General features: G+C 37.5%; 4 protein-coding genes. 3 read left to right on the top strand and 1 reads right to left on the bottom strand.

From position 1 onward, the window contains the following. Positions 1 to 344: 344 nt before the first annotated feature. Positions 345 to 1,955, bottom strand: a complete 1,611-nt coding sequence (locus UGRO018_RS12140; protein ID WP_416326757.1) for an LCP family protein — start codon at positions 1,953 to 1,955, stop codon at positions 345 to 347. 315 nt (positions 1,956 to 2,270) lie between these two features. On the opposite strand from UGRO018_RS12140, the gene UGRO018_RS12135 reads away from it, so the two are divergent. From UGRO018_RS12135 to UGRO018_RS12125, 3 genes are read left to right on the top strand one after another with little or no spacing between them, the layout of a single operon-like run. Next, positions 2,271 to 4,541 carry an ATP-dependent helicase gene (locus UGRO018_RS12135; RefSeq protein WP_416326756.1) on the top strand — a complete coding sequence of 757 codons (2,271 nt, stop codon included), beginning with the start codon at positions 2,271 to 2,273 and terminating at the stop codon, positions 4,539 to 4,541. Between the two features lie 9 nt (positions 4,542 to 4,550). Next, the gene (gene ligA, locus UGRO018_RS12130; protein ID WP_416326755.1) at positions 4,551 to 6,530 is read left to right on the top strand and encodes an NAD-dependent DNA ligase LigA; all 1,980 of its coding nucleotides are present in this window, start codon (positions 4,551 to 4,553) and stop codon (positions 6,528 to 6,530) included. Beyond that, on the top strand, positions 6,530 to 7,624 hold the full coding sequence (locus tag UGRO018_RS12125; RefSeq protein WP_416326754.1) for a CamS family sex pheromone protein: 1,095 nt from the start codon (positions 6,530 to 6,532) through the stop codon (positions 7,622 to 7,624). The genes ligA and UGRO018_RS12125 overlap by 1 nt, the downstream gene beginning before the upstream one ends. Positions 7,625 to 7,632 lie beyond the last annotated feature (8 nt).

Genomic DNA, 7,632 nt, shown 5'->3' with positions numbered 1-7,632 from the left:
TTGGCTTCTGAAATAATGGTGAAAAAGCTTGGGTTAAAATGAAATGCAAAAGGGGTGGGTATGAAGAATGGGCAGAAGAATCGGCTACCTATCATCGCAAAACAAAGAAATACGAAATACTGCTAGAATGTCCAAAATGCCATGGTGTAATGATTTGGCATAATAAGAAAGTTGAACAATGGGAATCAGGATTTGATCCTGAAGATTTACCTTTTTCATCATCAATTTTTATAATGCCTTCTAAGCTAAAATGTTCATCTTAGATAACTTTTTAGCTTTTTTCTTTGGGTTTACTGCTAGAAGAACTTTCCTATAAAATAAAAAAAGGACCGAAGTCCTTTGCATTAATGTGGATCAATTGCCATATCAGACCAAACAAGTGTAGGGTTCTGATTTAAAGCAGGAGAATCTTTATATAAATCTGTTAAGTCAAAATGGAAGTTGTTCATTTGTAATTGATGAGATGCGCCATCATAAGCATTTAAGAATGCTTGTACTTCTGAGCGACTAAACAAATAGCAATCACTGGTACCTAAACTTGCCGTACTTGCGGCGATTTGATAATCATAAGCACCTGTATCACTTGTGATAGAGGAAATGGTCCAGGATGACATATCTTCTAACTCATTGGAGACAAAATCGGCAATCTTATCACTAGGCATATTTGTGATGACGTAGTTTGGCACGATATCAAGAAGATCATTCAAATAGCCAAGAGCAGATGGAGAAACCATCTTATTGATGATAGCTTTGATGATGCGTTGTTGTGCACGTTCTCGACCGGGGTTATCATAGCCTAATGTTTTTCTATGTCTAGAATAGGCAAGCGCTTGTTTTCCGTTCAAATGCTGTTTTCCTTTGGTAAGACAAATCAAATCATCTTTGGCAAAGCTTCTATTTTCATCTTGTTCACAGAAATCGATTTCAACATCAACGTCAATACCACCAATGGTATCGATGATCTGAATCAAAGAGTTAAATCCCACACGAGCATAAAAATCAATCTCAATATTGAAGTAATTCTCTAATGCATTTACACTATTTTCGATGCCATCATTTCCAGTATGCGCAAGCTTATCATTTTGATAATTCATTGCCGGATTTGGAATATATCCATCTCTTGGTAAAGATACCATATCAATGTGTTTTGCGATTGGATTGACGATAAGGATCAAGTTTGTGTCGGTTCTTGTTTGTTGATCCGGGGAACCCATATTATCCAGACCGCTTAAATACACTGTAAAGGTTTCTTTTGTGATATCTTTGGTAGATGCGGAAGCACTGGATTTCACTTGCGTTTCGTATGATGCAATGGTTTTGACTTTATCTTTGAATCCATCAATATTGGCGGCAGACATATTATAATAGGTTTCGGATATACCGATTGCTTGAATGCTTTGTATATCGATCATGTCTGTGATCAACTGGGTATAATCAATAGATTCAACTTCTATGTAATTGGTCACATTCTTATTTTCCAACTGTTGCTTGATGAAATCGGCACTGTTTTTATCTGTACCGGTTTGAAAACCGATGGATACATTTTCTAAATCGCTTTCCTTATTGATGCTGGAATCTTTTGGTACGATGATCATCATATTGGTAGTGGTTTCCTCACTACTTACTGTGGAGGAAGATACTTTTTTCAATGTGGATCTTGTCTTATCAAGAAAATATCCACCGGTACCAAGCATGACACATAACAATAAAATAAATACTCTTTTTACATAAACGGCCCATCTTGGAAGTTTTTTCAAAGAAAGGATGAAGAGAATTGCGAAAATGAGTGCACACACAACAGCAGCGATCATGATCCATTTTTGGGGAATGATACGAAATGTGAATGCCACATAAAATGCCATTATCATAATGACGAGAAGTATCAATAGGAAAAAAAGGTCAACCGTTCTTGTATAATAACGCTTGTTTTTTTTCTTTTTTGTTTTATTTGCCATATTTTATACACCTCAACCTTTTCAATTATAGTATACTTCCTTTTAAAATACTATGAATTTTTTATGAATATTTCGTAAGAAAGTAAGCGAAATATCCTTATTATGAAATGGATAACATTGGGTAGTCAAAAAAATAAAACACACTCTCATTTATCAAAAATCAATGAAATCATACTTTTCGTCCTATCCAAAAAAAGATGGGTGAAAATACAGTAAGGGTCAAGCAAAAATCATCTACTTAAAATTACCTTACAATCTTTCATTTGCATAGAGATTTAAAGTGGTTTATGATATACTATTGCAAGAGGTGATTTTGTGTCGTTATTAGATCAATTAAATGAAAAACAAGCAGAGGCAGTGAGATGTGTCGATCATCATCTGCGTATCATTGCAGGGGCAGGAAGCGGTAAGACCAGAGTCGTGACGACCAGAATCGCTTATCTGATCGATGAGCAACATGTTTATCCGAATAAGATCTTAGCCATTACGTTTACCAATAAGGCCGCAAAAGAGATGAAAGAGCGTGTGGAAAACATCTTGGGCGATGTTGCACATGCGGTACAGATCTCAACGATTCATTCTTTTTGTGTACGTTTGTTGAGAGAGGATATTTTGGAATTAGGCTATCCCAGAAATTTTACCATTTTAGATAGCGATGATCAGAAAAGTATATTAAAAGATGCATATAAGCAACTACAAGTTGATGTAAAGTCTTATAGCTATAATGGAGTATTGTCTTATATCAGTGGCAATAAAACGAATTTTATCGATCCTAATGTAGCAAAAATGAATGCTGGGCCATGGGCAGGAGAACAGATAAAGGCAGATATCTATGCTTTTTATCAGAAACGTCTACAAGAAATGTATGCCTTGGATTTTGATGACCTGTTGATTTTTGCTTATCATATTTTAGATCAATTTGATGAGGTAAGAGCAAAATGGCAAAGAAGATTTCGCTATGTTCATGTAGATGAGTTTCAGGATGTCGATAATCTACAATATGCAATCATAAAGAAAATCGTAGGAGATGATTCTTATTTATGTGTGGTAGGAGATCCTGATCAGACCATTTATACATGGCGTGGAGCACAGGTTGATATCATCATGAATTTTGAAAAGGATTTTCCAGATTCTAAAACGGTTATTTTAAATCAGAATTATCGTAGCACGCAGCAAATCCTAAATGGAGCGAACGCATTGATCAAAAACAATCGCAATCGTATTGATAAGGACTTGTTTACGGAAATAGAGGGGGATAGTCGTATCATTCATTTTACTGCAATGGATGGGGATAATGAACCTGTTTGGGTAGCGGGTAAAATCAAAACATTACATCATGCACATATCCATTACAGAGATATTGCGATATTATACCGTAGCAACTATTTATCTAGAGGATTGGAAAAAGCGTTATTGGATGCACATATACCATATCGTATTTATGGAGGCGTAAGATTCTATGATCGTGCGGAAATCAAGGATGCATTGAGTTATTTAAGATTGCTTGCGCCGGCAAATGAAGAAGATCCAAAGGAAATGTTTAAAAACCTTGCGGTAAAAAGAGTCATCAATTCTCCGAAACGAGGAATCGGGGCAAAGACGTTGGAATTGATAGAAACGCAGAGTCAACATGATGATACGAATATGTATGAAGTTTTGAAGCATTATGAGATCGGTAAAGGAAAAGCCAGAGCAAGTATTTTGGAGTTTGTGCGTGTGATAGAAGAGTGTCGTAGCTTACTTGATACCATCAGTATCGATCAATTGATGGAACGTGTATTAGAAGAAAGTGGCTATCTACATATGTTAAGAGAGGATAAAGAAATCGAGCGATTGGAAAATATCAAGGAATTGATCAATGATATCGCAGATTATGTAGAAAAAAATCCGGAGGGAAGCTTAAATGATTACCTGCAAGAGATATCCTTATATACAGATAAAGAAGAAAGTGATCGTGGCGAATTTGTACAATTGATGACCATTCATGCCGCAAAGGGTCTGGAATTTGACCATGTGTTTGTATATAGTTTGTGTGAAGGTATTTTCCCGAATGAAAAAAGTGTCGGTGAAGGCGGTCAAGAGGCGTTGGAAGAAGAGCGACGTCTTGCCTATGTTGCTTTTACCAGAGCAAAGAAGCAATTGTTTTTAAGTGATTCTTATGGATATAGTTATATTCTGGATAAAGTTAAGACAACTTCAAGATTCATTGCGGAAATACCTGAGGAGTATTTAGAAGATGTTGGTGCGAAACCAAAAAATACGTTCTCCTCTGATATCGATGCCTTTTCAGGTGCGGATTTTCTATCTATGCAATCACGAAGAGCACCTTCCTTTTCTAGACGAGAGGAAGCACACTTAGATGATATGGTGCAAGAAGCACCGCAAAAACTTGCTACAAGTATAGAAAAACCTGTAGATAAACCGAAGAAAAAGGGTAAGATAAGAAAAGGAGATCTGGTTAATCACGTATCCTTTGGAGATGGTGTCGTGATCAAACTGGAAGGTGAGCTAGCTGTCATTGCTTTTGATCAAAAATTCGGTATCCGAAAGATTATGGCAACTCATCCATCTCTTACAAAAAAATAGGAGGTTTCTATGAGTCAGCAAAGAATATTGGAATTACGCCGTATCTTAGATCGGCTTTCTTATGAGTATTATGTATTAGATCAACCAACGGCTTCGGATCAGGAATATGATCGCTATTATCAAGAGCTTGTATCCTTAGAAGAACAGTTTCCGGAATATAGAGATCCTAATTCTATCACGCAACGTGTCGGTGGTGTTGTTTTGGATGCTTTTACTAAGGTTGAACATCAACGTGCCATGCTTTCTTTAGGAAATGCATTCAACTATGAGGATCTAAAAGCATTTGATGATCGTGTAAGAGAAGTAGAACCACAAGCTCGTTATGTTGTGGAATTGAAAATAGATGGACTTGCGATGTCACTCATTTATCGTAATGGAACTTTTGTACAAGCGCTCACTCGAGGAGATGGCGTGGTTGGAGAAGATGTGACACATAATGTTCGTACCATTGCAAGTATTCCCATGCATATTCCTTTGATGGATGAAGTAGAGGTGCGTGGAGAGGTTTATATGCCCAATGCTTCCTTTCAGATGTTGAATGAACAACGTGCAGAAAAAGGGGAAGAGTTGTTTGCGAATCCAAGAAATGCTGCCGCAGGTTCTATTCGACAATTGGATAGTAAAGTTGCCGCCAGTCGCAAATTAGATGCTTTTTGGTATTATTTTGTCAATGCACAAGATTTTGATATCCATGGACATGAAGAGGCATTAGAAAAAATGGAAGACATGCATTTGCGTGTGAACCCATTACGTAAGCTATGTGAAAGCATTGATGAGGTATGGAGCTTTATCGAAGAAATTACAGAACAAAGAGAACAGCTTCCTTATGCGATCGATGGCATTGTCATTAAGGTTGATTCTTTAGATGCACAACAACGACTTGGTACAACGATCAAGGTGCCGAGATGGGCAATTGCTTATAAATTTCCGGCTGAGGAAGTGATTACGAAGTTATTGGATATCACGCTTAGTGTTGGAAGAACAGGAAAGGTTACACCTAATGCGGTTTTAGAACCGGTTCGTGTCGCAGGAACAACCGTAAGTGCCGCAACCCTTCATAATGAAGATATGATCAAGGAAAAAGATGTAAGAATCAATGATGATGTTGTGGTTAGAAAAGCAGGCGATATCATACCTGAAGTTGTGCGAGCTTTGATTGAACGACGAGATGGGACTCAAGGAACCTATCATTTTCCAAAAGAGTGTCCGATTTGCGGTAGTGAATTGGTAAGACTTCCGGATGAAGCTGCCCATTATTGTATCAACCAAGATTGTCCTGCAAGGGTAGTGGAAAGCATCATTCATTTTGCCAGTCGTGATGCAATGGATATCGATACACTTGGAGATAAAAAGGTGGAATTCTTTCATGGCAAAGGCTTATTGAATTCGGTAGAAGATATTTATCGTTTGAAAGAACATAAGGAAGAAATCTTAGGCTTTGAAGGATTCAAAGAAAAGAGCACGCAGAAAATGTTAGATGCCATTGATGATAGTAAACAAAACCCGCTTGAAGATCTGATCTTCGGACTAGGCATTCGTCAGGTAGGAAAAAAAGCCGCTAAGATCTTAGCGAAACGCTTCTTGACCATGGATGCGTTGATGAAAGCAAGTCATGAGGAATTAACTGCCATTAAGGATATCGGAACCATTACTGCAACCAGTATCATTGCCTTTTTCCATGAACCTAAGAATATAGAATTGATTTATCATCTGAAGGCTTATGGGTTAAGGATGGATAGTGATCCAGAAGAAATCAAGGAAAGTATCTTTACCGGAAAAACGGTGGTTTTGACCGGAACCTTACAAAGGATGAGCAGAAATGAAGCCAAAGCAATATTAGAAGGTTTGGGTGCAAATGTCAGTGGTTCGGTGTCTAAGAAAACAGATTATGTGATCTATGGCGAGGCTGCCGGTAGTAAGCTTACCAAAGCCAATGATTTGGGAGTTGCGACAATGGATGAGGAAACCTTTATGGAAGAGGTGAGCTGATGAAGAAGTGGAGAAACGCTAGTATCATCATGTTGCTGTTGGTATTTGCTTTGAGTGGCTGTAACAATAAGCAAGATGATAATAAAAAGACAGATAACACGAAAGAGACACAGGCAATTAATGAAGATGATTACTCAGCATTATTGCCTTTCAACGTGAGCGATGCCAGATACATGCATGCCGGGCAGGTAGACAATCTAAATGATACGGTAGCGATCAGTAATGGGTTGATGGAGCTTAGCAAGGAACATTTTTCCCCCAAGACTTATGCATATCGAGAAAGTCAATTCCTTGATTATAATGCATTGAATACCACCCTTTTGGGAAGTGCCAGTGAAACCAATCCCAATGGGTTAAATCCATCAGCAGAAGCTGTGTTTCAGACAAAAGTGAATGGTACCTCAAATGAATTAAGCGGACCTCGTTTGTTGTTGGATGTATTTGAACTTGATTGGTATCAAGGGGAAGAATTAAAAGGCTTGTCTGTCAGTATGGTGATCAGAAGCAAGATCACCAAAGATGAAGTTCAGCATACCATTGATGAAACAGCATTAAATAGCTATTTGAACGTCAATTCTCAAAAACTGATAGAATATTTACGAGATACTTATCCACAGGTAAAAAATCTACCGATTTATTTAACTGTTTTTGATATCTCAAGTGATCAAGATGGTGTTCCGGGACACTTTATCCAACAGGCATATTGTGAATCTAGAACCGTAAGTCTTTCATCAATTGAAGATAAATGGGTGTTATTTCCCACAAATGTTAGCGGTAAAGCCGATGAAGGTGTCAATACGGCATTTACACAATATCGCAATCAATTAGATGAATTGGGCTTGTGGGAAAATAATTCAATGATCGGAACCGGAAGATTTCAAGATGAGCATTTAACGGAATTAAAGATCAAAGTAGTTGCACATGCGAAAACAGGTGCAGAGATGAATGCAATCGTTCAAATTCTAAATGAAAATTTATCGTTGTTTACTTCAACCGATTATCGAATTACAGTAGATATCAGCTGTGATGATACGCATTATGCAGTGATCGAGCGAGTTAAGGGAAGCAGCAAAACAACAACGATATATATATAAAGGTGATA

Source organism: Hoskinsella mucinilytica, from assembly GCF_045223415.1.
Taxonomy (GTDB): Bacteria; Bacillota_I; Bacilli_A; order Erysipelotrichales; family Erysipelotrichaceae; genus Hoskinsella; species Hoskinsella mucinilytica.
This window is presented reverse-complemented; position numbering and strand designations above follow the sequence as displayed.

Bases quoted from the DNA above. Each gene is read 5' to 3' on its own strand.
- UGRO018_RS12140 (WP_416326757.1), bottom strand. From the start codon at position 1,955: ATGGCAAATAAAACAAAAAAGAAAAAAAACAAGCGTTATTATACAAGA.
- ligA (WP_416326755.1), top strand. From the start codon at position 4,551: ATGAGTCAGCAAAGAATATTGGAATTACGCCGTATCTTAGATCGGCTT.
- UGRO018_RS12125 (WP_416326754.1), top strand. From the start codon at position 6,530: ATGAAGAAGTGGAGAAACGCTAGTATCATCATGTTGCTGTTGGTATTT.